The organism is Pseudoalteromonas sp. BZA4 (genome assembly GCF_040104395.1).
Taxonomy (GTDB): domain Bacteria; phylum Pseudomonadota; class Gammaproteobacteria; order Enterobacterales; family Alteromonadaceae; genus Pseudoalteromonas.
Genome location: NZ_JBECOT010000005.1, coordinates 105,886 through 130,373 on the forward strand (window position 1 = coordinate 105,886; position 24,488 = coordinate 130,373).

Annotated in this window: 23 protein-coding genes; 11 read left to right on the top strand and 12 right to left on the bottom strand. The window is 41.3% G+C overall.

What is annotated here, in order from left to right:
• The first annotated feature begins 14 nt into the window (after positions 1-14).
• Positions 15-1,100 (top strand): methyl-accepting chemotaxis protein, encoded by a 1,086-nt coding sequence (locus tag ABMY41_RS03870; RefSeq protein ID WP_058584668.1) that lies wholly within the window; start codon positions 15-17, stop codon positions 1,098-1,100.
• An 85-nt stretch (positions 1,101-1,185) separates the two neighbouring features.
• Here ABMY41_RS03870 and ABMY41_RS03875 read toward each other — a convergent pair whose 3' ends face one another.
• The gene (locus tag ABMY41_RS03875; protein ID WP_289097034.1) at positions 1,186-2,397 is read right to left on the bottom strand and encodes a sugar efflux transporter; all 1,212 of its coding nucleotides are present in this window, start codon (positions 2,395-2,397) and stop codon (positions 1,186-1,188) included.
• Positions 2,398-2,535: 138 nt separating this feature from the next.
• The gene (locus tag ABMY41_RS03880; RefSeq protein ID WP_349274168.1) at positions 2,536-5,034 is read right to left on the bottom strand and encodes a S8 family serine peptidase; all 2,499 of its coding nucleotides are present in this window, start codon (positions 5,032-5,034) and stop codon (positions 2,536-2,538) included.
• A 559-nt stretch (positions 5,035-5,593) separates the two neighbouring features.
• Here ABMY41_RS03880 and ABMY41_RS03885 point away from each other — a divergent pair.
• The 5 genes from ABMY41_RS03885 to ABMY41_RS03905 all read left to right on the top strand — a co-directional run bounded on the left by ABMY41_RS03885 (position 5,594) and on the right by ABMY41_RS03905 (position 9,214).
• The gene (locus tag ABMY41_RS03885; protein ID WP_349274169.1) at positions 5,594-7,108 is read left to right on the top strand and encodes a curlin; all 1,515 of its coding nucleotides are present in this window, start codon (positions 5,594-5,596) and stop codon (positions 7,106-7,108) included.
• 35 nt (positions 7,109-7,143) lie between these two features.
• Entirely contained in the window at positions 7,144-7,536 is a 393-nt protein-coding gene (locus tag ABMY41_RS03890) for a curli production assembly/transport protein CsgE (protein ID WP_055021612.1), read from the top strand.
• Positions 7,526-7,951: a curli assembly protein CsgF gene (locus ABMY41_RS03895; RefSeq protein ID WP_054562528.1), complete on the top strand. Its 426-nt coding sequence runs from the start codon at positions 7,526-7,528 to the stop codon at positions 7,949-7,951. The genes ABMY41_RS03890 and ABMY41_RS03895 overlap by 11 nt, the downstream gene beginning before the upstream one ends.
• Positions 7,951-8,724 carry a CsgG/HfaB family protein gene (locus tag ABMY41_RS03900; RefSeq protein ID WP_287246194.1) on the top strand — a complete coding sequence of 258 codons (774 nt, stop codon included), beginning with the start codon at positions 7,951-7,953 and terminating at the stop codon, positions 8,722-8,724. Before ABMY41_RS03895 ends, ABMY41_RS03900 begins: the two co-directional genes overlap by 1 nt.
• Before the next feature lie 112 nt (positions 8,725-8,836).
• Entirely contained in the window at positions 8,837-9,214 is a 378-nt protein-coding gene (locus tag ABMY41_RS03905) for a hypothetical protein (RefSeq protein WP_289097032.1), read from the top strand.
• 134 nt (positions 9,215-9,348) lie between these two features.
• Here the strand turns inward: ABMY41_RS03905 and ABMY41_RS03910 are convergent, their stop codons facing one another.
• The 4 genes from ABMY41_RS03910 to ABMY41_RS03925 all read right to left on the bottom strand — a co-directional run bounded on the left by ABMY41_RS03910 (position 9,349) and on the right by ABMY41_RS03925 (position 14,089).
• On the bottom strand, positions 9,349-10,047 hold the full coding sequence (locus tag ABMY41_RS03910) for a response regulator transcription factor (RefSeq protein WP_287245778.1): 699 nt from the start codon (positions 10,045-10,047) through the stop codon (positions 9,349-9,351).
• Between the two features lie 164 nt (positions 10,048-10,211).
• Positions 10,212-11,720, bottom strand: coding sequence for a trehalase family glycosidase (locus ABMY41_RS03915; protein ID WP_349274170.1), 1,509 nt, complete (start codon positions 11,718-11,720; stop codon positions 10,212-10,214).
• A gap of 9 nt (positions 11,721-11,729) precedes the next feature.
• Positions 11,730-12,980 (bottom strand): MFS transporter, encoded by a 1,251-nt coding sequence (locus ABMY41_RS03920; protein ID WP_349274171.1) that lies wholly within the window; start codon positions 12,978-12,980, stop codon positions 11,730-11,732.
• 101 nt (positions 12,981-13,081) lie between these two features.
• Positions 13,082-14,089: a substrate-binding domain-containing protein gene (locus tag ABMY41_RS03925; protein ID WP_349274172.1), complete on the bottom strand. Its 1,008-nt coding sequence runs from the start codon at positions 14,087-14,089 to the stop codon at positions 13,082-13,084.
• A 263-nt stretch (positions 14,090-14,352) separates the two neighbouring features.
• Between ABMY41_RS03925 and ABMY41_RS03930 the strand changes: the two genes are divergently transcribed.
• Positions 14,353-16,611 (top strand): TonB-dependent receptor, encoded by a 2,259-nt coding sequence (locus ABMY41_RS03930; RefSeq protein WP_287245078.1) that lies wholly within the window; start codon positions 14,353-14,355, stop codon positions 16,609-16,611.
• 86 nt (positions 16,612-16,697) lie between these two features.
• Here the strand turns inward: ABMY41_RS03930 and ABMY41_RS03935 are convergent, their stop codons facing one another.
• The 4 genes from ABMY41_RS03935 to ABMY41_RS03950 form a co-directional block, all read right to left on the bottom strand.
• Positions 16,698-17,243: a metal-dependent hydrolase gene (locus ABMY41_RS03935; protein WP_289097028.1), complete on the bottom strand. Its 546-nt coding sequence runs from the start codon at positions 17,241-17,243 to the stop codon at positions 16,698-16,700.
• A gap of 130 nt (positions 17,244-17,373) precedes the next feature.
• The gene (locus ABMY41_RS03940) at positions 17,374-17,991 is read right to left on the bottom strand and encodes an SGNH/GDSL hydrolase family protein (RefSeq protein WP_289097027.1); all 618 of its coding nucleotides are present in this window, start codon (positions 17,989-17,991) and stop codon (positions 17,374-17,376) included.
• Complete coding sequence (locus ABMY41_RS03945) at positions 17,991-18,515, bottom strand: DsrE family protein (protein WP_289097026.1); 525 nt, start codon at positions 18,513-18,515, stop codon at positions 17,991-17,993. Before ABMY41_RS03945 ends, ABMY41_RS03940 begins: the two co-directional genes overlap by 1 nt.
• A 47-nt stretch (positions 18,516-18,562) precedes the next feature.
• On the bottom strand, positions 18,563-19,027 hold the full coding sequence (locus ABMY41_RS03950; protein WP_289097025.1) for an NAD(P)H-dependent oxidoreductase: 465 nt from the start codon (positions 19,025-19,027) through the stop codon (positions 18,563-18,565).
• A 76-nt stretch (positions 19,028-19,103) separates the two neighbouring features.
• Between ABMY41_RS03950 and soxR the strand changes: the two genes are divergently transcribed.
• Complete coding sequence (gene soxR / locus ABMY41_RS03955) at positions 19,104-19,559, top strand: redox-sensitive transcriptional activator SoxR (RefSeq protein WP_287245538.1); 456 nt, start codon at positions 19,104-19,106, stop codon at positions 19,557-19,559.
• A gap of 28 nt (positions 19,560-19,587) precedes the next feature.
• Here soxR and ABMY41_RS03960 read toward each other — a convergent pair whose 3' ends face one another.
• Complete coding sequence (locus ABMY41_RS03960; RefSeq protein WP_289097024.1) at positions 19,588-19,938, bottom strand: DUF1294 domain-containing protein; 351 nt, start codon at positions 19,936-19,938, stop codon at positions 19,588-19,590.
• Between the two features lie 52 nt (positions 19,939-19,990).
• On the opposite strand from ABMY41_RS03960, the gene ABMY41_RS03965 reads away from it, so the two are divergent.
• Positions 19,991-20,515 (top strand): hypothetical protein, encoded by a 525-nt coding sequence (locus ABMY41_RS03965; RefSeq protein ID WP_063704405.1) that lies wholly within the window; start codon positions 19,991-19,993, stop codon positions 20,513-20,515.
• Between the two features lie 45 nt (positions 20,516-20,560).
• Here ABMY41_RS03965 and ABMY41_RS03970 read toward each other — a convergent pair whose 3' ends face one another.
• Positions 20,561-22,078, bottom strand: a complete 1,518-nt coding sequence (locus ABMY41_RS03970; protein ID WP_175078770.1) for a DUF3360 family protein — start codon at positions 22,076-22,078, stop codon at positions 20,561-20,563.
• A gap of 401 nt (positions 22,079-22,479) precedes the next feature.
• On the opposite strand from ABMY41_RS03970, the gene ABMY41_RS03975 reads away from it, so the two are divergent.
• Together ABMY41_RS03975 and ABMY41_RS03980 are read left to right on the top strand one after the other, a co-directional pair.
• Positions 22,480-23,952, top strand: coding sequence for a diguanylate cyclase (locus ABMY41_RS03975; RefSeq protein ID WP_349274173.1), 1,473 nt, complete (start codon positions 22,480-22,482; stop codon positions 23,950-23,952).
• Positions 23,953-24,370: 418 nt separating this feature from the next.
• The coding region (locus tag ABMY41_RS03980; RefSeq protein ID WP_349274175.1) for a transposase family protein at positions 24,371-24,488 on the top strand (118 nt) is incomplete at its 3' end.

A 24,488-nucleotide genomic window follows, 5' to 3' on the forward strand; every position in this document is an offset into this window, starting at 1 on the left:
AATTAGGAACATACATGTTTGTCTCTAGCAAAAGCCACTCTTTACTCCAAGATCAATACAACGCGCTATTAGCTGAAGTTGAGGCACTTAAAGCCGACAATCACGTATTACGTGACGAAAACGAACGCTTAGAAGCAAAATTACATCAGCAAGCTGATGATGCAGACCAATTGTTCCTTGCCAACTTATTGAATAGTTCGATTGAATGTATCACGCAAATTGAGGGGGTACGCCAAACTGTACTCGACTCATACCTTGTTATCGAAGAAGAAAGCCAAGTTACTTTACAAATAAGCCAACTATTAAACGACTCAAATAATGCCCTACAACATATTGTCAGTGAAATGGCGAGTATGGCAGGCAAAATGGGCAGCATGACCAGTAACATTACGGGTCTGTCTGATATGGCCGATAGCATCAACACCTTTGTATCAACCATTTCTAAAATTTCTGATCAAACCAACTTACTTGCGCTAAATGCCGCAATCGAAGCTGCCCGTGCTGGTGAGGCTGGTCGTGGGTTTAGCGTTGTTGCCGACGAAGTTCGTACACTTGCAACCAACACCAATAAATCAGCCCAAGAAGTATCTGATCTAGTCAAAGAGATCATCAATAAAACTGGCGAAACGGTGACCTCGGTTGAAGATATCCAGCAAAATAACACTCAGCTTTCAACTAGTTTTGATACGCTAAACAATGACTATGGTTCTATCATGAATCACTGTAGCTCAATGAAAGAAACCATTATTAATGCAGCCACACGCTCATTTGTGCAAACCGTAAAACTGGACCACATTGTTTGGAAAGGTGAAGTTTACTCAGTTGCCAATGGCACAAGTAATAAGTCGATTGATGACTTTTCAGATCACACCATGTGCCGACTAGGTAAATGGTATAATTCAGAGCAATCAAATGGCTTCAAACAACACAATGCTTATCGTCAATTAGAAGAGCCACATCGTGAAGTTCATCGCAATGGTGTTGAAGCGTTAGTCATGCTGCAAACTGGCAATAAAGACGCAGCGATTAATCACATTAATAAGATGGAAGCTGCCAGTGAACGAGTTATGCATTTACTGGATCAAATCGCTAATGGCTAATGGCTAATGGCTAATAGCTAATGATTAGTTACTCATAATCAAAAAACCGAGCTACGATGCTCGGTTTTTTATCTATTTAAGCTAGTTATTCAACTAAGCCTTCTTGCAGTACTGGCATAACAGTTTCTTGCTGCTCTTGGCGCTTCACATAGCTAAACAACATTAAGCATCCAAGGGCTAAACTTGCAGCTAGCATAGAGCCAAGGGTTGCAAACCTAAAACTATAAAACTGTGCAACAACCCCTGTTGCCCCTGCCCCGCACATAACACCAAGTTTAATGGCGTTCGTGTAAAACGCAGAGGTAAACCCTATTCGCTCGGGGAGCTGATCTTGTAAGACGGTTAAGCCAATGCCCGCAAAAATACCGTAAAACAGGCCGTTTAAAACTTGCAACGCGATTAAGTGCCATACTTGGCTGGCAAAAAACACCCCTAAATAAAATACAATTGCACAACAAAATGCCACTGCAAGCATCGCAACTTTATTGTATTTTTTAGCAAGCTTTGCCCCATACAGCATGATAGGAATTTCTAATAGTGCCACTACCCCCATAAACAGCCCGGGCGTATGTTCAGCAAATCCTAGTTCTGTAATGCTATAAAGCGGCAGTGCCGATGAATACATAATATTACCCGTTGAACCAAGCATAATAGCTAAGCCCAGCAACCAAAATGATAAACTCGCTGCGGCTGCAGGCTCTCTGCCATGTTGTGATTTTTGAGCGCTGTAGTCAGGAATAAATTTAAATGCAAAGATAAGTGCAACCAAGGCACACACCGCAGCAAAGTAAAACGAGCGGCTAAACTCGCCTCCAGCGGCTAATAAATAACCAAGCGGCGGGCCGCCAACCCAAGCAAAGGAAATAGCAGCACGTAAACGGGAATTAAAACTGGTAATGTCGATGTTCTGTTGACGCCCAGCCCATTGTCTTGCCACGGTCATCATTTGCGGAATTGCCGCATTGCCCATCGCAAGAAACAACACGCCTGCGAGCAATACTTGCCAAAATGCAGTGGCATTCGCAAAGGTCACTAACGCACACACCATACCTGATACAGCCACCATAAATAACTTTCGCGCATTGGTGCCTTTATCTGCCATGCCACCTAACCACTGACTAATAACTAACCCAGTAATGGTGACCGCCACCATATAAACACCTAAATACACGGGCGGTGTTTGCAGCCCTTCGACAATGAATAAGCTCATCAATGGGTTAACAAATGCCCCCATTAACCCGGTTAGCATACTTAGAAGAATAAAAATTACACCATGCTGTTTCAGCAATGCTTTCACTCACAACCCCACATTAATACGACACGTGAACAGATATTTAAGGGGCGCAAATTATACACAGTTTTAGCGAAAATTTCATTTTGTAATACAAATAAAAAAGCCCAGTGGGGAAACTGGGCTTTGAGCAGTGAAACAATGTTAGTCGAAGGACACTGTCACTGGGTTAGAACAAACAGTATCAGATACACAAACTTGATATTCATAGCTTGGTAACTCAGCTTTACGCTCTACATCGCGATAGAAACCACGATCAGCTACTGTTTCAAGTAGTTCACCATTACGGTAGATGCTTACTTGATCAGCCACGGTTTGCCAGCTTAAATCAACACGCATAGTACCTAAACGTGTTTTGTTAGCACGTTTAACCGATAGCTCAATTTCAACATCAGATACCACAACCGTTTGCGTGAACGTATCTGTTTGACCTTCGCTATCTGTCGCAGTTAGCGTCACTTCATAGCTGCCTGCTTGTGCGTAAGTATGCATAGGATCAGCATCTGTTGATGAAGCACCGTCACCAAAATCCCACGCCCAAGCAACAATATCGTCATTGCTATCTGTGCTGGTATTAGTGAAAGTGACATCTAAACCTGATGTTTCAAATGAAAAGCCAGCTTGTGGAGGCTGCGGGCTCACTTCACCAATAGCGCTAAACGTCAGTGACCAGCTGTTTAAAGTACCGGTATCAGCAGACAGTACGTCTTTGACATTGAGTACCCAATCACCTGTCGCAACTTCGCCATTAAAGTTAGCCAGCGAGTAGCTTTGTACTAGATCATCAGCACCACCGCCAGATTGGCTGTGAAGTGTTGCAGTTGTTCCTTGCGGCGACGTTAATGTGACGATTAAATCACCAATGTAAGTATGAGTAATATCAATACTTGCATCCGTTGAGAACACAGTAAGTTCATCAGCTACAGTAATCACCGAATCAATACCCGTGTCATTGTTATCTGGAATAGACACTGATGTTTCATTTGAGAAAGTAAAGTCATTTAAGCCAACAGGGTTAACAAACAGTGACGCACTGCTTTGTTTAGCTAACTCACCTGATGTTGCATCAACAACAAAACTATAACTGCCCCATGCTGTTGCTTCTTGTGTTGGTACCGTTAGTGTAACTACATCACCAGGTACGGCTTCTGTTTGCGATAGTGTTGCGCCCGCTAAATCAGCTTGAAGTGCTAGGCTAACGACACCATCCCACTGGGCGATTGAACCAATTTCAAAGGTATATGTTGCAGTTTCACCAGCAGTAATTTGCTGTGAACTTGGCGACACCGAGATTTTGAAGCTTGGAGTCGGATCTGCTTGCTCAAGTGCTTGATTCACATTTAAGCGATTGCCAGACACTGTTTTGCCTTGCAGCGCTTCATTTTGGTCGCCGCTATTCATTAGCAACTCTTTAAGTTCAAGCGCTGATAAATCAGGGTTGATCGAAAGCACTAATGCAGCTGCACCAGCAACATGCGGTGTTGCCATTGATGTACCAGAATAGCTAGCGTAACCATTGCCCGGTACCGTTGATAAAATTGCACTACCTGGTGCGCCTAAATCAACACTTGTTAAACCCCATTGTGAAAAGCTCGACATGTTATCTCTGTTGTCAGTACTGGCAACTGATAATACGCTGTCATGCTCGTAGTTAGACGGATAATGAGGGTTTTGATCGTTATCAACCGCATCGTTACCCGCTGCTGCTACAAATAGAATATCGGCTTGTTCACTTGCCGTAATAGCATCTGCCAGTGCTTGGCTAAAGCCACCGCCACCCCAACTGTTATTTAAAACACGTACATTTACGCCTTGGTTTTTAAGATCAACCATGTAATCGATACACTTAATTGCATCAGAAGTTGAACCTGTACCATCTGCACTTAAGAACTTACAGCCCGCAATTGATACCTCGTGGCTCACACCAACAACACCGGTGCCGTTGTTACCTGACGCACCTATTGTGCCCGATACGTGAGTACCATGGCCTTGGTCATCCATTGGATCACCTGAGTCGGTAATCGCATTAATACCGTGCACGTCATCGATGTAACCATTACCGTCATTATCGATACCATCACCCGGAATTTCGCCTGGGTTGATCCATGCGTTATCAGCTAAATCTTCGTGGCTGTAATCAACACCGGTATCAATTACACCAACAACAACTTCGCGGCTACCGGTTGAGATTGACCATGCTTCAACTGCATCAATGTCAGCATCGGCGACACCACCTGTTTGACCTTCGTTGTGTAAACCCCACAACGAAGAAAAATCAGGATCATTAGGTACGCTGGCAATCGATACGCGATAATCAGGCTCTACATATTCGATAGCAGCATGGTTTTGTAGACGCTTGATAGCTTCTTTGCTGCTCATACCTGCAATTTTAAATTTAGCTAAACGGCCAGACAAAATAGCTGAATAGTTATCATCGACACCATCTTTGTTGATATCGCTGATGGTGGCTTTAACTAAGCTACGAGCATGGGCACGCATTGCAGCAGAGGTGCCTTTTTTATACATAACAAGTACAGAGTCTTCACTTGCACCAACGACGGTTGTTTTTGCTGGTGTGCTGATTTGTGCAGCACCTAAACATGGTAATAAGGCTAGGCTTAATACAGATAATTTAGTTTTCATATTTACTATCCATAATTTGTTGAACTGATCGAATCACTATGATCCGACCACCAAAGCTCATTACTTCTGAATGATGAATATCACGTGGCATATTTCATAAATGGCAAATTGCAGATAACAGGCAAGAAAAAAAATGATGCTAAGTTTAAATCCATACTTTTTTGCTGATTGAATCAATAAAAATAAGTCCAATTCACACTTTTTTGTGAAAAAAGCACCCTCAATGATCCATTAATATTTCTCCAACTTTTTTACTGCTTTTAAATCAAAACCCATACTAAAACCAAAGCAAACACACATAACCAATTGAAAATAAATAATTTATAAAAACCACAAAAACTGATGATTTTATATTATTCCAAATCTGTCTAAAGTAATTTTCTTGTTATTTGTACGACCTCAGAGTCACAACTAACAAAGTTGCTTCATTCACTTCTGATTGTTAGCTAACAGTTGAATATCACATAAATTAACCCGGCAAGGCATGCTGCTACATGGTTCTAAAAGCGAAAAAGATAATTTTAGAGCTTTGATTAATAATAATTTAAAGGAAATAATCATGAAGTTAAGAAAGTCTCTACTTACCTGTGCAATTACTATTGCGTTAGGTTCAAGCTTTGCAGCAAGTGCAAACACAGATGATAAAACTCAATCTAGCACTGAGCTTGCAAGCCAAGTTTCAACACTGGGTGTATCAAACTCAATTACCCTAGATCAAGTATCGGTTACCGGTGTTGGTAACAATGCGGTTATTACTCAACAAGGTACAGGTCATCGTGCAGAAACTGTCAGTGTAGGTGATGGCAACATGGTTGAAGTAAGCCAAGCACAAACATCTAACTTATCTCTTATCTACAATACAGGTGACGATAATACTGTTTCGCACAGCCAAAACGGCACCATGAATGGCGCATTGTCTGAAACCGTTGGTGTTGGCAATGCTATTCGCGTTGAGCAAGAAGGTGCAGGATTCTTTGGTGTTAACAACGAAGCTATCAACGTCATGGTTGGTGATGAAAATAGCGCAACTGTAACGCAAGGTGATGGTGGCCATTGGTTCTACAACTTTGATTTACAGGGTAACAGCAACACAATCAGCGCAGAGCAAAGCGGCTTACTAAATGAAGCAACGTTCAATGTAATTAGAGGTGATGACAACAGCATCGAAGTAATGCAAGAGGGTGTTTTCAATGCGTTTATTTCTGATGAAGTAATTGGCAACGGCAATGAAATAACTATTGACCAAACAGGTTTCTTCAACAGCGCTGAGCTTACTTCGCTGCATGGTGATTATAACGAAGTTGAGTTTGAGCAAGATGGTGACTCTAACAGCGCATTAGTTGCAGAAATCACAGGCAATGACAACGAAGTTAAGTCTGATCAAGAAGGCAACAGCAACAGCTTTGAGTCAGGCGTGATTGTTGGTGATGGCAATACATTATTGGTCAATCAAAAGCATGACAGCAATACCGCTGGCTTAGATGCTATTGGCAACGACAACGAACTCACTGCATTCCAAAATGGTAACGGTAATGATGTGTACTTAGGTGCTATTGGCGATAGCAATGAGTTTGTTGCTAACCAAATTGGTGACGCAAACAGTGCTCACGTTGCTAACTTCAATGGTAGCGACAACAACGTTGATATTGCTCAAGGCGGCAATGAAAACACGGTACTAGTCCAGTCTTCATACCCAGACGACTCACTCTCTTCAAACGATAATGACATTGCAGTTAATCAGCTGGGTGACCTTAACGAAGCGGCATTAACATTCGCAAGCGTGCTTGATAGCAACAACAACCAAGTTGCTTTCACACAAGTTGGTGAACTCAATGCCATCGACCTGATTATGGAAGGTAGCAACAACTCTGTTGATATTAGCCAAACAGGCTCAGAAAACTTTGTTGTAGGTATCGGTGAAAGTGCATTCTTGCTAGGTGGTGAGGGTAACTCACTGGTCGTTGTACAAGACGGCAACGCAAACCTTGTTGAAGGCTCAATGATTGGCTCTAACAGCACAGTTGTTATCACTCAACTAGGTGATGGCAATACCGCAACTGTAACCCAAGAATAATCGCTTAAGAGGGAGCCTTGCTCCCTCATTCCATTATGAAAATAAAAAACTTACTACGCATATGTTGCATCGTGCTTGCAGCTCAAAGTACGGCTAGTTATGGCGAAGACCTCGAAATCGATGGCTTAGTACTCGATAGAAGTATTAGCCGATTTGGCCATCAATTTTATTTTGAGTTTGCCAACCTATGGCGCGATTTACCTTCAACAGCAGGTTTTAATATCGAAATAAAAGAAACGGTATTACCCCGAGCGGGGACTCGACTTGTCTTAAAAATGAATAACCAAATAGTGTACGTCACTTATTTAGGACGTCGCTTAGAGCCATTAGATGAACGTGTAAAACAAGCCATGTATAGCGTGATGGATGCCATGGCACGCAGTCAAATGCAGCAATCAACACCCGATATGGCAAAAAATGGATGGTAAAATGAAATACTTAACAACACTAATAATAATCCTCTGCCCTCTTTCTAGTTGGGCAACCGAACTCGTTTATACCCCAATTAACCCAAGCTTTGGTGGCAGCCCATTAAATGCCAGCATGCTACTTAATAAAGCGCAATCACAAAACAAGCACAAAGCGCCGGTTATCGAACAAACCTACGGGGAAAAATTTCAAGATTCGTTAGAGCGTACCTACTTAAATAGAATGGTACGAGAAATCACAGATATGGCATTTGGTGACGAAATCGACGACAGCATCTTTAATGGTGACTCGACCTTTATGACGGGTGATTATGAAATTCAAATTATCACCAGTACCAGTGACACAATCACCGTTAGAATTACCAACACCTCTGATGGCACAGTGACAGTAATTGAAGTACCGAGGTTTGGATAATGAAGACATTCACATTAGCAGCAATGGTATTACTTCTGTCGGGTTGTTCATCAATGGGCAATTTAATCCCACCGACCAAACAACTAGCAGACTCTCTTGAGCCAACCGAAACTTTCCAGGCTTTGCAGGCCCTTCCTCAACCAATGGGAAGCATTCCTGTGTCAGTGTACTCATTTCGTGACCAAACTGGGCAATACAAACCACAGGCAAATGTAAGCTCATTTTCTACCGCAGTAACACAAGGTGCTAACTCTATTTTAGTGCAAGCATTGCATGAATCTGATTGGTTTATTCCGGTAGAGCGCGAAGGTCTACAAAATATCTTAACTGAGCGTAAAATAATTCGCGCTGCGCAAGCCGAAAACGATAAGCTACCTGAATTACCACCACTCACGACAGCTAAAATAATCTTAGAAGGCGGTATCATTAGCTACGACACAAATATCAAAACCGGCGGGATTGGTATGGAATACTTCGGGATTGGCGCATCAGAATTATACCGTGAAGATGCAATTTCAATTTATTTACGCGCTGTCGATGTTCGCACAGGCCAAGTTTTGTTATCCGTTGCGACAAGCAAAAAAGTACTCAGCCAAGAAATGCGCGCAGGCTTCTTTCGCTATGTGAGCTACAAACGTCTTGCAGAAGCAGAAGCCGGATTCACCGACAATGAGCCTATGAGTATTTGCGTCACGCAAGCAATTGAAAAAGCGCTTAGCGACCTTGTATTAAAAGGTATTAACAAAGGCATTTGGTCTGCAAAAACGGTCTAATTTAATGAGTTAATTAGTGTGGCGCTGAACATCACAGCGCCCAATTTGAACTTTCTACTTAATTATCCATCGAAATAAATACTTATAGCATTCAGTTAATTAAGTTTTATTTATGAAATGGATTACCTTCTCCAAATGCGCTTATTCTCTTATTGTTTTAGCCGCACTGATTACCCTGGTTATCACCATTGATAATTTTGACAGTTCAAAAAGTCTGCCAATTGGTTTTGTTTTATGGGGTATTTCGCCCTATTTATTAATGGCGTGGATGGTTGAACACAGTAAAACAAGAGTGACACAAATCGCCACGTTTATTGTCACTATTATGTGTGTCTTATTTGGTACTGTGACCATAGGTTCAATCTATTTTTCCCATGATGCACAATCAGCGCTAGTGTTTCTTTTTGCGCCATTATGGCAATGGCTAGGATTATTAATACTGTGTATTCCACTGTATTTTATGAATAAAGTCACATCTAAATCGAACTGAGTATCGAATAATGGAAGCTAAACGGAAACATGATTTTGAAGGATACTTGCTCGAAGCCGGTTTTTTAAGCCTCGTGCAAGTGGCTGAATATTCTGATCAAACACTACCACTGGGATTAAACTGGCTGTAGTTTGTCACTGTGTATTTTGTAAAGACAAACTCACTGCCATGTAATTTTGTGCCCAATTAGCCAGCTCCACGCGGTTACGCGATGCCGTTTTCTTGAATGCACTGTACAAATGGGTTTTAACGGTATGGTCGCTAATATTTAAACGCTCTGCGATATCTCGATTACTCGCACCTTGGGCAAGTAAGTGAATCACTGATTTTTCTCGTTTAGTCAGTAAGCTGAGGTCAATATCAGTATTTACCGAATCGTTGCTGGCATTGAATTGGCTACGAGACATTGCAGACAGCATATGATTAAACGTAGTAGAAATACTTTTACGGCTAAAAAACAGCTCGCCATTGATCACTCTGACCAGCCCTGCAAAAATATCTTCAGGTGATTGATCTGCAAAAAACACCCCTTTAATGCCATTTAAAAGTAAGTTTTTTTCGCAAATTGCATTAGCGTCCGCATTAAAAATAACCACTAAATGTTGCTTAGCAAGTTGCACTAACTCAGCAGGTAATAAGTCTTTCCAATGTGCATCAGTGCTATCAATTAAATAAAGGTTAAACTCATCGCGCATAGACTCATGAGGCAAGCTTGCATCGACTTTCACACGCATAAAAAACGCATCGAGTATTTTAATTAAATATCGATAATTTTGACTGCGGTTTTGTAACCTTGGCTGTGTTTTTAGAAATACAGAAGTTGGTTGAATCATCTCATTTCTTCCTTGAAACATTTTATTCACAATACCCAATTTGGATACACGATTCAACCATTTATAAGCCTTTATTTTGGCAATTTACAACATTACCAACCCATTTGGATGGCTAGATACCCAGGTTAATAAAATGTAAACCAGCTATACCCGCATCTCCCCTTTTACAGCGAGTCATTGAGTAGTTTGTAAAAACGTGAAGTTACACCGTTCGTCCAACCAAATCCTTGTTGTACTGTGTATTCGCCACCACCTGCACGGCTAACTAATTCGCACACATTGTATTTTTCAAGGAGGCACTTATCCTCTGCAAAACGCATTTCGATCATACTCAGCCAGTTTTTCATGATCGCCTGTGCCTCGCTGACAAAGCCATACTCTGTTAAACCTTTTACAGCGAACCATTGTAGCGGCGCCCAACCGTTAGGACTATCCCATTGTTGTGGTGTACTACACAATGTTGTCACTAAACCACCGGGTTTTAAAAACTCACTCATCAGTTTTTGCTTCACTTGTTGAGCTTGTTGTACAGATGCAGCGCCTACAAACAAAGGAACAGCCATTGCCATTGAATCAACACTACTTTGCTGATTGAGTCTAATGTTGTAATCACGATAAACACCCGCCTCAGAATTCCAACAATAGGTATTAATTGCATCTAAGCGCAGTGTAGCCAGCTCAGCAATCGACTGGCTCTTTTGTTCTTTACCAAGTAAACGGTAAAAACGAGATAACGTATGCTCTAAGTTATACAGTAAGCTATTCAAATCAACCGGTATGATATTGGTTGTTTCAATGCTTTTTAAGTCATTATGATCACAAAGCCAACGGCTACTAAAGTCCCAGCCGGACTCGCATGCAGCGCGAATATGTTGAAAATAACTTTGTTGCTGCTCAGTTGTTAGTCCTTCAGCGTCATGTAAATCTTCTTTTAATGATTCTGGACGAGGTGTTGCCGCACTATCCCAATAGCGGTTTAAAATAGACTGATTGGGCATTTTTACAACACGCCTAATAGCAGGCGTTTCACTGCTAAGGTCGTTACAGCCTTGCATCCAAAATTGATACTCAGCTTCAAGTGCTTTTACCGCGTTTGCCAGCCAAGTTAAATCTGCTTCTTGTTTATATTTAGCGTCCCATAACATCGCTATCATTAACGCCAAAACAGGTGGTTGCGAGCGAGAGCTATAATAAACTCGGTTACCATTTGGAATACAGCCATTACGTTCTTGTAGGTCTATAAAGTTATTAACCATGGCTTCAATGGTGGCTAGGTCGCCACAATCTTCTAGACCCAAGGCTGTAAAATAACTATCCCAATAATAAATTTCTTGAAAACGACCACCCGGTACAATGTAGTCAAACTGCAAGGGCATTAGTGAGCTTGCTAAATCAGTATCAGCATTGCGATGCAAATGCGGCCATAAATCAAGAATATACTGTTTAACCGAAGTGGTATCTAATTTCGCAGTCGGAATAGACTGATCAGCAAACACAAAGTTCGACATAACAAATTCACGCAGCGCATCACCTTTTAAAGGGCCTGCAAGTTGATACAACTCACAAGCACTTTGCCAAGATAAGTTTGGCACAGCATCGGCAAACATTTTTGAATCAGCAAACACTTCTGCTAGCTGTACGTCTTTAAATAATTGGCTATTAACGAAGTTCATGACAATCCCTTATTCTGCGCTTGAAGCCGCTTGATACTGTGGTTTTAGGGTAACTTTCTTAAAGATTGAAACGGTGATTAATAGCAAGGCTATTGGCACTAATGTGAGATAAAATGCATGCTGACCGCTAAACTTATCAAATACAAAGCCCGTAATAATTGAACCTGTTGTTCCACCTAATGCAGAGAAAACCACAATTAAACCTGTCATAGCAGCGTGCTTGTGCTTAGCTAATGAACTCAGCATGACAGAGTTAAGTAACGGGTAAATCGGTGCCATAAAAAAGCCAATCAACGGCAGCATGTATGCTGCAAAAGGCACATCAAATACACTTTTAACTTGGCTACCATCTACATCGTGAGTCAAAGGCAGCACCAATAATACGAGCACACCCATAGCGACCAAGCAGCCCATTAATAAACTAAACCAACTAATAAACCTAAGTACTTGCCCTGCTACCAAACGACCAAGCGCTAACGCAGCTGCAAACAAACTAGCAAGTTGGATACTGACATCAACAGGCAATTTTAAAACTTGGTTATTAAAGGTCGGTAGCCAAGTGCCCACGCCTTGCTCTATTAGTACATACATAAATGCACTAACAACAAAAATAAGCACCAAGGGTTGGTAAGTCAGCTTTAACATGTCAATAAAATCATGAAGCTGAGATTGCTGATTAGTTTTTAGTTCTGGCGATTTTATTGGTGCCGCAAGCACAGAAACAAACGCCACCGCAACAATCGCTGCAAGCAAGTAATAAACATTCAACCAGTGGCTACTTTGCGGGTCATCAGCGTCTATAAATAACGCAAAAATCCAATAACCCGACAGCACACCTAGCATAAACACCCCTTCAATGGTGTTTAATAACGCTGAATGTTTATTAGCATTATCAGTCACTTGACCAATAACAGAGTAAACAGAGATTTTCATTACTGCAAAGCTGCAACCAATTGCGGCAAAGAGCGCTTTTAATACCCAAAAGTCGGCAATGCTCGGAACAACCAAGCACATCACTGCAACCAGTAATAAAGCGCAAAGCATAGCAATTTTATAGCCTATACGAGGGATAAATGACGCCACTAAAAATGACACAATGGCAATACTAAGATCCTTAAATCCTTCAAGAACAGACGCCTGAGTTTTGCTTACATCTAAGCTATTGATTGCTTGTAAAATAACAGTGCCCACACTATTGAGCATAATAGCAAAGACAAAATAGCTGCATGCCAGCGCGATAGTTATTCTTATAGGATTCATTCACTTCAACCTATGATTATTTTTATTCAGTCTAGTTTAGCGCAAAACAAAATGCAAACGTTTGCATTTAAAATTACATATATTGCTAACATTCAATAGGCTTAGCGCTGGCTCGACTGCCTATTTACTAGTTCTATTTCAACAACTTGAGATTCTACCGACTGCCCTGCTAACTGGGCTAACAACTTTTCAACAAGAATAACTGAAGCGCGTTGAGTATTTTGTTTAATACTCGACAAAGATGGGTGACTGATATCTGCCATGGCAATATCATCAAAGCCCACGAGGGCAACGTCGTTTGGAATACTAATGTAACGCTCTTTCAGAGCTTTCATCGCACCAAAAGCCACCATGTCACTACATGCCATAATGCCATCAAAGTACAGCCCTTTTTCTACCAACAATTGGTTAATTCCTTTATAAGCAGCACTACTAGTAATATCGATAGAAACCACGTGAGGAGTGGCTTTGGCTTCATTAATAGCATCTAAATAACCACGGTGGCGTTCACTAATTTCAGCGTGCCCAGGGTCACCTAAAAACAATATGTTTTTAGCGCCATTTGCCAATAAGTGCTCAGTCGCTAGGCGACCGCCTAAATAATTATCGCTGCCAACAATTGGGTAACTGCTGGGTGTTTTTGGATCGCCCCAGACAACTAAAGGAACACCAGCACTCGCTGCAGCTTCAATATTTGCTTGGCTTTTACCTTGGCCGACCACAATAATGCCATCGGCACGGCGGCTATTAATAAAGTAATTTGCCCAATCATCACTGGCCATAAACGAATTAGAAAGTAATAACTCTAAGCCAAATTTATTTAGCGCTAAATTTATTTCACCAACAATTTTAAGTAAGAAAGGGTCGTTAATAGACTGTTCTGTATCACCATCGAGGTTAATAATAACCGCAACAACATTGGTTTTTTGGGTGCGAAGGCGGCTAGCAGCCGTGTTTAAACTAAAGTTATGTTTTTTTGCTAACTGTTGAAGCTTGTCGCGAGTTTCCTTTTTTATCAATGGGTTATCATTGAGCGCACGGGAAACTGTCGACGTAGAAACACCGGCTAATTTCGCAAGATCAGCTAACTTTAATTTTCTATCATTCATGATACTGAAACACTGCTTTCCTTTAAAACATATGCTGGCAATATACCACCATTTCGACCAAATCGCTGCGCCAAAGAGCATAATATTTTTTCAGTAAGCAAAACAGACCAACTCACCCTGTGGGTAAAAAAAGGACAAAAAATTGAAAAAACAAATTGCAAACGTTTGCATAAATCTTTATGGTTTATAAAAGCAAGGTGTTAACAATTGCAAAATATTCGCTAATACATTGCTTTCAACAACATAAAAAATGGGAACACACAATGACAACTACATACACACGCAGTGCGCTAGCCTCTGCAATTTTGCTAGCTTTGAGTGGCCAAACAGTTATGGCCGAAGAGCAAACTGAGCAACCAGCTAAAGAAAAAGTAGAACGAATTATTGTATCTGGTACACCTGCAGGTATTGGCGTACGTAAAATTGATGCTGGCTATGCAGTAACCAATATAGATGCAGATCAAATTGTTAAATTATCGCCAAAAAGTACAGCTGATTTATTCAAAGCCGTGCCGGGTGTGTGGGTAGAAAGCTCGGGTGGTGAGTCTGGCGCGAACGTATTTGTACGTGGTTTCCCTGGTGGTGGTGATGCACCATTTTTAACATTAAGCCTTGAAGGTTCGCCAATTTACCCTGCGCCTACTTTGTCATTTTTAGAAAACTCGTCGTTATTCCGTTTAGATGAAACTATCGAAACGATGGAAGCATTACGCGGCGGTCCCAACCCTGTTGTATCAAATGGCCAACCAGGTTTAACAACTAACTTCCGCCTTAAACGTGGCAGTGAAGATACCGAAGGTGTATTCAAATACACAACTTCAGATTATGACCTACAACGCATTGACGCTATGGTTAGTGGTGAGATTTCTGATGACTTATTTTTTATGGTGGGTGGTTATGTTAAAAGCTCTCCAGGTATTCGTGATGCAGGTTTCACATCAGAGAAAGGCAGCCAGTTCACAATTAATATCACTAAAGAATTAGAAAACGGCACCATTAACTTATACACACGTCAAACCGACGACCACGGTGCTTGGTACTTACCAACACCACTTAATGTTGACGGCGTTGACGCAAGCTACACGCAGCTGGGTACTTTAAATCGCCAAGCGACTATCTACACAGGCGCAAATAATGACGAGCAACAGATCGACTTAGGTGAAGGCCGTGGTTGGAAAGGTCATGTTTCTGGCGGTAGCATCAAACTTGAATTCGATAACGGTTGGAGCTTCACAGATCGCTTCAACATCACCAAAGGTGATGCCAACACGTATGGCTTAGTACCGGCAGGCTCTGCAACAACCGTTGGTGCAGTGGCCGATAACGGTGAAACAGCAACAGGTGCAGTAACTGGCACAGAATACGATGCAGACACAGCGGTTCAACAACTTGGCCGTTGGGTGGTATTAAAAGAAATTAGCGCATTCACTAATGATTTAGCATTCGCTAAAAAGCTTGATAATTTATCACTGGCCTTTGGTTATTACACAGCCAGCACATCAGCAAATGACTGGTGGAGCTTAGGTAACACAGCGTATCACGTGCTTGAAGCAGGCGGCGAAATGCTAGACGGCATCGAGTGTAATGCAAGTGTTGATGGTTGTGACTTCAACTACGATATCAACTCTACAGGCGATGCACGCACCAATGCCTTTTACACAACGGCTCAATATAAATTCAACGATGACTTTACACTTGATGCCGGTGTTCGTTTTGAAAACCACGAAGTGGAATACTCGGTTGATGAAGGTCTTGATGGCGTAATCGATAAGTCTGTTCAATATGACGAAAGCAAAACATCGTGGACAACGGGTATCAACTACTCAATTAACGATGACATGGGTGTGTTTGCCCGCGTAAACCGAGGTTACAAAATGCCTTACTTCGATGACTTCCGTGACAACTTTGATGCATACGAAGGTGGCGAAAAGCTAATTAAAGAAGTAACACAAGCCGAGTTTGGTTATAAGCTATTAACTGATAGCACCGATTTCTATGCAACATTCTTCACTAACGAAGTAAAAGGTGACACCTTTGTTCGTCGCCCTGGTGTACCAGCTGAAATCTTAACCAACGAAGCATACGGTATTGAGCTTGATTATAACTACAACCACGAATCTGGTTTCTCAGTTAACTTAAACTCAACGCTTCAAGAAACAGAAATCACAGAAAGCCCAAGCAACGAAGGTAACGAAAGCCAACGTCAGCCAAAATGGCAAGTACGTGTAACACCAAGCTATGACTTTGAAGTAAGCGATATGTATGCAACCTTATACGGCACAATCTCAGCGGTTGATGATCGTTGGGGCGACAACGAAAACACGGTTGTGTTAGAAGGTTACGAAAAAGTAGACATTGGTTTAATTGTTGAGCCTATGGAAGGTATTAAAGTGCAATTAGCGGTTGATAACTTAACTGACGAGCAAGGTATCACTGAAGGTGACCCTCGTAATGCTGATGCACCGAATGGTCGTTACATTATGCCTCGTACTACACGCTTAAGCATTAGCTACGAGTTTTAAGCGATTCTCCCAAACCCCTTGATTGAAAGAATCAATACCCGAGCCACAGTGTTTTATAACCTGTGGCTTTTTTGTATTGATGCTATTTATTTATATTTTTCTATTAGTCTTATAGCAGCATTGTTTAAGTTATCATTGATGATCTCAAATACGGTTAATTTTTTAGTCACAGCGTAATAAGTTGCAAGGCCTACCAAGCAAAAAGTAAACAATATATTTTGCCATGAATTTAAGTACCATTGACCACTCCAAACCAATACAAATTCATCATTTACTGGAGATAGATAGTGAATAGGCCACTGAAAGCCATCAGGACTTTTTGACCCAATCACATCAAATAAAATGTGAACCTGAACGAGCAAAAATGAAGCAATAAAAACCTTAGCTCTTTGTACTTTAGATAAGAGCATTGCTAGAGTTGAGATAATCAAGGCTGCAAATAATGAATGCCCTAAATGATGATGAAAGGAAAAGTAATAGTTTGAGCTTCCATTAAATTTATCAACAATGATACCTAGCCCATCTAGATCTGGTGCTACACCAGCCAAAGTTACAATAGCTCTTTCGCGGCGATTATTAAAAAGACGGACGGTACTGAGCCAACTAAATAACAGATGAGTCACTGGTGCCATTAAACTTCTCCTTAAACCTTTTTAGTTGCTAATTAATAAGCTTAAACCAATAAAATCAAGCAACATATCTGCGAAAAGAATAGGCCATACTATCCATGTGAATAAGTCCCATTTATTTGGGTTACAATGCTCAAAATCTACCTGAATGAAAAAAGTTTTTATAAAGCTCTTGGGCTAAATTACTATGCGATTCAAGAGTTAAATGCACACCTTCTTGCTGGCAAGGCGTAGCGATTGTTGTGATATCCAAGAACAAAGTTTGCTGTTCTTGGCACAGCTCAGAAAAAGCCTCAACTAGCTCGCTAGACTTTGCAGCCGCGCCTGCATATATAGATTGATACGCGCCAACCTCATACACCGCTGGCGGGCTTAGTATCATTATTTTGGGTAATTCGCGGTGCAGATAGTAGTTTTTTATATCTAAAATAAGTGCTTCGAGGGCATTGGCAATATCAGCAGCCGACAGTGCAAAACGGCGCTTTAAATCATTCGTGCCGAGCTGAATAACAATCACATCTAAATGATAAGCCGCTAAGTAAGGCTCTAGGTATTTAATGCCCAGTTTATCACCACTAAAAGGTGGGTCGTTCACCAGTGTGCGATTGGGTTGGCCGGCTTCAATAACTTGGTAGCCGGCACCTAATTTAATACCCAGTAAACTAGGCCAGCGCTCATCGGCTGCAAAGCGCTTACCATCGACGGGGGAAATACCATAGGTGTTTGAGTCACCAAAACATAAGATATTCATTAGAATGGATTCAGTGTGTAACCATGCTGCTGCAACTGTGCATGCGCCGTCATTGCCGATAATGCCATTTGCACACCAGGAATAAGCTGTTGCTGCTTTACTTTCATGTGCGTTGCAGACTGCCCACACACATACACAACGGTATTATGTGCCAACAATTGTGAGATCAATTGCTGATTTTTATTGTCACTGTCAAAGCGCTGTTTATAAAAACTGTTTTCCAGTACATCAACACTCGCGCCACCATGCACAACCAAAGCAAGTTGAATGTTCTCAGGCTTCACACCATGGGCTATATGCATATTAATGAATCGTGCTAATGAGTTCATTTTGTTATTCTGCGCCCCTTTTTCTGCTGCATCAGCTACATCAAACGCCACTTTGAAAACCGTTTGATCAGAGATTTCTGCATGGTTTGGCACATCATAATAAAAACCAAAACCTTTGATAGCAGGCTCAGCTTGCTCTGCATAACTAAACGAAGATAATAAGGCTAAAGATAAACCTAACAGTGTTGATTTCATAAAAGTTCCTGTTGTTTTTTACTCTAGCCTACCTTGTTTAAACGCGTTTAACTAGCATCAATATGTTGGTGCGCTTTAAAGGTCATGCCTAAGTAATTAAAGGTGTTTTTAAACATCTCGGTAAACGCGTTAGGCGCGTGAGCAGATCCTGCATTTGAGAGCAATGAAAACTGCTTTTCACGCAGTGTTCTCAGTTTTGGCCTGAGTGTTTCATCATCTATGTAATCAGTGATCCGGTCTAAAAATGCTTTAAACTGCGGTGTGGTGTTATACCAATACACTGGCGATGCCAGCACCCAGTGTTGATAATTCAACAGCGCTTCAAATACCGCATAAAAATCATCATTTTTATATTGCTTATCGTAGCAATAAGGCGAGATAACATAGTCATCTAGACATACTACATCGCCGCCATATTGGGCTTTATAATCATTAACTTGCAAGCTCGTGTTACCCTTTTTTCGTGCACTTGAATAAATAATTACCGTATTTGTTATTGGTTTTTGTTGCATGACTATCACTCCTTTTTTATGATGTGCGCAGCGTAAAACCTCAAGCTAACTTTAGGTCAACACCTTGGAGCAAATTATGTCAGATAAGAAACTTATTGATGCAAACCTAGCGGTTGGCTTTGTGGCAAAACGCAGTGGCGTAAAAGTTTCGACCTTGCATTTTTATGAGTCGAAAGGGCTTATTCGTAGCTGGCGTAATAACGGTAACCAGCGCCGCTATAAACCTGATGTTTTGCGCCGAATTGCCGTAATAAAAGCTGCGCAAACCATGGGCATAACTCTTGAAGACATTAAACAAACGTTAAGCACCCTACCCGAGCAACGCACACCCACTAAACAAGATTGGGCAGCTCTTTCAAAAGTCTGGCAAACGCAATTAGATGAACGCATTCAATACATGCAACGATTGCGCGAACGCGTTAACGGTTGCATTGGCTGCGGCTGTTTATCAATGGCCAAATGCCCTATCTACAACAGAGATGATTATTTAGGTGAAGAGCACAGCGGCGCTGTACTGTTAGAAAGAGATTAATACACAACTGTTTGTGCTCTTAAATTAACTACAAATAGTACAGTGACGACAGTGCACTGCAATTAGCAATAATTGTTAACCAAAGCACGGCAATAAAACTGCGTTTTTTGGATTTATGTCTTAACCATTGCTGTGCAATTAATGAACCTGGCCAGCCGCCGATTAATCCTAAAATATGCAGTGTACGCTCAGGTACTCTTATTGTATGCTCGCCATGTTGCATCGCTAAACGTTTATCCCAGCCATATACCAAAAAGCTTATTAAGCTCGCTACGCTGTAAGTGCCTGCAATAAAGTAGGTAATATTAAGTTGCCACGATACCAGCCATAGCAGCGCTAGAAACAACAATGAAAATGTAATTAATGTTTTCTTAATCAACGAATTATCACCTATACTCTGCAAAACAAATTAATTTTATCGGGACGCTATTATGGCATACCTAAAATCACTTTTACTATCAATCTGCTTATGTTCGCTTTCTGTTATGGCTGCAGATCAACAACTTGATGACAAGCTAAAAGTGTTTGAGCCTTACTTAGGCACGTGGCAGTCAGACTTTAATGTCGCAGCAGGTAAGCCTGCCGTGCAAGATGTGAGTAGCTGGCAACGCGCGCTCAATGGCACGGCGATTAAAACCATACACTCTATCAATGAAGGTGAATATGGTGGTGAGTCGATGATTTTTTGGGACAATAAAAAGCAGTCTTTGGTGTTTTATTACTTCACTACGGCAGGTTTTTATACCCAAGGCACTATGAATGTACTTAGCCCTACTCAATTTGTTGCTTATGAAAATGTAACGGGTAATAAAGAAGGGATCACTAAGGTGAAATCGACAAGCGAGTTTAAAAACAACAGCTTTGTGGTGTCGACCTCTTACCTTAAAAAAGGCCAGTGGACAAAACCCGATACCCGAACTTACACCCGCAGCGAAAAAACAGTTAAGTTTAAATAAAAGCTTTGAAAAAGGGTAAGGCGCTTATCACCTTACCCTTATATATTAATGTCTAAAGTCTGCCATTAATGCTGGGATCCCTGGCAACATACCCACCATTGCCATCACGCTTGTTAAAATAACAAACATTACTAATGGAATGATCCAGCGGCTCATTGGGGTTAGTTCAGAGCTTCGTTCTTTACAACCAATTAAGCCCAGATTGTCGAGCAACATAGTTAATGACCAGCCAAATGCAGGATTCACTAAAGTCGATGAAAACACCACAATAGCAGCCGATTGCGTTGTTTTACCTTCGCGGGTCATTTCCATACCCGCTTCTAGAAGCGGGATAAACACACCAACTATTAGCGCGACGCATAACACGGGTTGCCAAATAGCTAAATCCATTGGGTAGCCCCAAATACTGGCAATAATACAAAATAATGCCGTTAACACCGCTCCCGCAGGAATTGGGCGTTTAGCGATGGCTGCTGGCACGATGTAGGTTCCCCATGAAGAGGTAAAGTTAGAGCCGCCTAACAAAGAACCAAACGTTTGGCGGATAGAAGCACTGAACATGGTATCGTCAATGTTCATTTGTACTTTTTCAGTGCGTTCTGGGTAACTAATTTTTTGAAATACTTGATGCCCTAAAAAGTCAGGTGACCACATGGCAACCGCAAGCACCGCAAATGGCAATACCACAACAAAGCTCTCTAGGGTCGGTAAACCCAGCATCCAACCAGTGTTTTCACCCCACCAATACATTGGGTTCATATTTGGTAAACCCGGTGCGGTCTTAAACTCAAACGGCGCTCCCAGTAAAAATGCAATTAAACCGCCAAGTAAACAGCTTAATGGCACGGCTAACCAACGTTTTTTGTAGTGCTCAAGTAATGCATACAACACGATAGTCGACAAGATCACAATGAAAGCGATATGGGTCATATCAATGCCTTCAGCCCATGCAAATAGCTTTTTAACCTGCGAAATCGTGCCAATAAAACCAAGGTAAAGCAGTAAACCGCCACACACGCCTCGGCTGGTTAACCCCGCCAGTAAACTCCCGCCTTTACTAAGTGCCAGTAACAGACCAAACGCCCCTATCAGTAAACCGAAGGCCATTGGGTGACCCCCTGCAGCAACCACAATCGGGATCAAAGGAATAAGCGGCCCATGCGTACCCGCTAAGTTTGCTGTTGGTAAAAAGAAGCCTGAAAATAATAAAATGAAGATCGATACAATTAACAGTTCATAACGCACGTTTTCTAGAATAAAGCCTTCACCTAAGCCTAGTGGCGCTGCAAACGTTGCAGCAATTGCACCCACCATGACCACCTTGCCTATGGTGCCTGCCATGGCAGGGATAGAGTCTTCTAATTCAAACCGATAATCACGAAATGGTAAGTTAGGACGCCAGCGCTTAGGCTGCATAATTTGTAATTCGTGTTCAAGGTATTCGTCACGACTCGAAAATTCACTGCTGGGTTTATGAAGAGCTTGATAGCTTTGCTGGTCGGTATGAGTATCCGATCCTTGTTCAGCAGGCGTTGTTGACGCTGATTGCTGCCTCGTATTCATGAGTTCTCCTACTGCCTATCTTGAAAAATTGTGTGAGTTTTTATTATGCAGTTAGGGTAAAGCAGCCAGATACAAAACACGATTAGGCAAAAGGTCGGGTATGAATTTATAAAATAGGTGTTTTTAATAAGTTGAGAGCATCAAAAAATAAACTTAACACATTGATATGTATAGCCTTACTTATAAAAAACGTTTTTAAAGAATAAGCTTTGGGTTGTTTTTTAAGCACATTAACTATTAGTCTAATAAATTGTATGAATAGCAAACAATAAGATAAAAACCACTTTTAAATTAATCGAATTTACCTATTCCCCAACTACTAATATACTAATTTATTAGTAGTTTGATTAATACTAACTCGCCGATCGGTGGCTTTCTTACATAAGCACATAAAGGGATGTATGAACACACAGCTCAAGCCTTGGCAATTTAATATCATTGTTTGCTCTGTTTATCTGCTGTTTGGCTTGTTTACTATGCAAGTGTTAAAAACACTGGCGGTATGGCCACCAGCAGGAGTCGCATTAGCAGGCTTGATGTTATTTGGTCGTAAAGCCTGGTTGGGCGTTGCATCAGGCACCTGTTTAGTTGTGCTTTGTTACTTTTATCTTAGCGACTTAAATCCATTCACGTTTAAACACATCGCAATAAATGCCGCAACAACCACAGGTAATACTCTCGCTGCTTTAACAGCATTTTGGCTAATTAACCGAAAACTTAAACAACACACACTGCTGACAAGCGTCACCAGTTTAGCCAGAGTGTTTATTGTTGCTTGCATTGCGATTGGCGTGATTTCTGCGCTTTTCGGTGTGGGCATATACTCACTAGTTGGTATCGAGTGGTTTAATGGTTTGTATGTAGGCATATTAAATTGGAGTATTAGCAATGCCTTAGCAGCAATTGTGTTCACCCCTGCCCTTTACTTTTTATGGCGGAATTGGCCGCACCCGGTCACCCCTAGTGAATTTTCTAAACTTTTGTTGCTTACTTTGACCGTGGTTTTGTTGTGTTATTTTATTTTTGGCCCCGCATACACAACCATGACATTACCATTTTTACAACCTGCATTACTGTTGTTTCCGCTGCTTTATGCAGCTACGCGGTTATCACCAACTGCCACCAGCTGCATGAATATGTTGGTGTTTTTTGCAGCTTGGGTCGGAAGTAATCAAGGCTGGGGCTATTTTTATTATCATCATCCTAAAACAGCAGAAGTGACTATGCAGTTTTTCTTTTTATTTACTCTTTCAGCGGTATTACTTATTCAAGCTGTGTTTATTCAGCGCAAGAAAGAACAACAAAAACTAACCACCATGCTCGAACAAAAAGTAGAAGAGCGAACCTATGAGCTAGAACGTGCTAAGCATGAAGCATTAGCCTTATCTGTGACAGATCATTTAACACAACTTTATAATCGCCGTGGCTTCTTCGAAAAGGTTAATCAACAGTTTGTAAAATATCATGACGCGCAATGTACCTGCTCCCTGTTACTGTTAGATTTAGACCAATTTAAAGCTATAAACGACAAATATGGCCACGCTACTGGCGATGAAGTAATACGAACCACAGCGCATAAGCTCATCCAACATAGCAGAGCATCAGATATTGCGGGGCGTATTGGTGGAGAAGAATTTGTCTTATTTTTACCTATGGCAAATAACCACACAGCCTTGGCTATCGCAGAAAAGATCAGAGCCGATATCGAACAACAAGATATCATCGCCGATAACAAACACGTTAAATTCACCGTGAGTATTGGTGTTAGCACCTTACAAGCAAGCGATCAGCACATAGAATCGATGTTAAAACGCGCCGACAAAGCATTGTATCAAGCCAAAAACCAAGGCCGTAATCAAGCGCAGTGTAGTTAGAATGAGTTACGAGTTGCTAGTTACGAGAGTAAAGTTACGAGAAGCGAGATGCGAGATGCGAGATGCGAGATGCGAGATGCGAGCATGAGCCTAAGATTCCTTGCACTATACGACTAGTAATTAATTAACGACTCTGTTAAAAATACACTGACTATGGAAGAAAACGAGCTATAAGCCCGTTAAGTTTAATGGAATTACTATCCTTGTGAGGTTCAAATGGAAATTGAAGTAAACAGACCAAAACAATATCATGATAAAATTAGAGATTACACTTTATGGGCCGACTCTAAAAAAATCGGCAAAGTCAAACCCAACTCTTTAGCCAACTACACAATACCACGGCAAGATCATTATAAATTGAACTTATAGAGCAAGTAGTGATCAGATCAAGGCATAATAATTACTTGGTCGCATAAATATGAGCACTACTTTTCTGAAACATTTTAATTCAATTACAGATCCTCGCATTGAACGTTGTAAAAAGCATGAACTTATCGATATTCTTCTCCTTGCTATTAGCGCTGTGCTCTCTGGTG